The sequence below is a fragment of the Priestia sp. SIMBA_032 genome (genome assembly GCF_046535215.1).
Lineage (GTDB): Bacteria > Bacillota > Bacilli > Bacillales > Bacillaceae_H > Priestia > Priestia aryabhattai.
Window position 1 is genome coordinate 1 of record NZ_JAWRXD010000991.1, and the last position, 259, is coordinate 259.

General features: G+C 36.3%; 1 protein-coding gene and 1 pseudogene. Both read right to left on the reverse strand.

Annotated features, from left to right (window positions below; all coding sequences use genetic code 11):
- Positions 1-163, reverse strand: a 163-nt coding sequence (locus SB717_RS37320) for an RNA methyltransferase substrate-binding domain-containing protein (protein WP_410908154.1), incomplete at its 3' end; no start/stop codon positions are given.
- Positions 160-259 (reverse strand): annotated as a pseudogene (locus SB717_RS37325) (ribonuclease III); the annotation flags it as partial. The pseudogene SB717_RS37325 and the gene SB717_RS37320, both read right to left, overlap by 4 nt.

The following is a 259-nucleotide window of genomic DNA, read 5'->3' on the forward strand; positions in this document are numbered from 1 at the left end:
TTGGTGCATGTTGTAAAATAACCTTATTTTCTTTCGCTAACGCTAGTACAATCTGTACTTGTCCTTTGGCAGCACCTTCTGCGATCCAAATTTTATTTATATCTCTCCCTGATCGTAACGCCTCAATTACAGGGTTACGTCCGATAATATATTCACTACTCATGATGATGTGCCCCCTTCCTTTTCTTCTAAAACTGCAATTGCCTTATATACAATTTCGTCTAATCTTTCACGGTTATTTAATAAATGATGATAACCA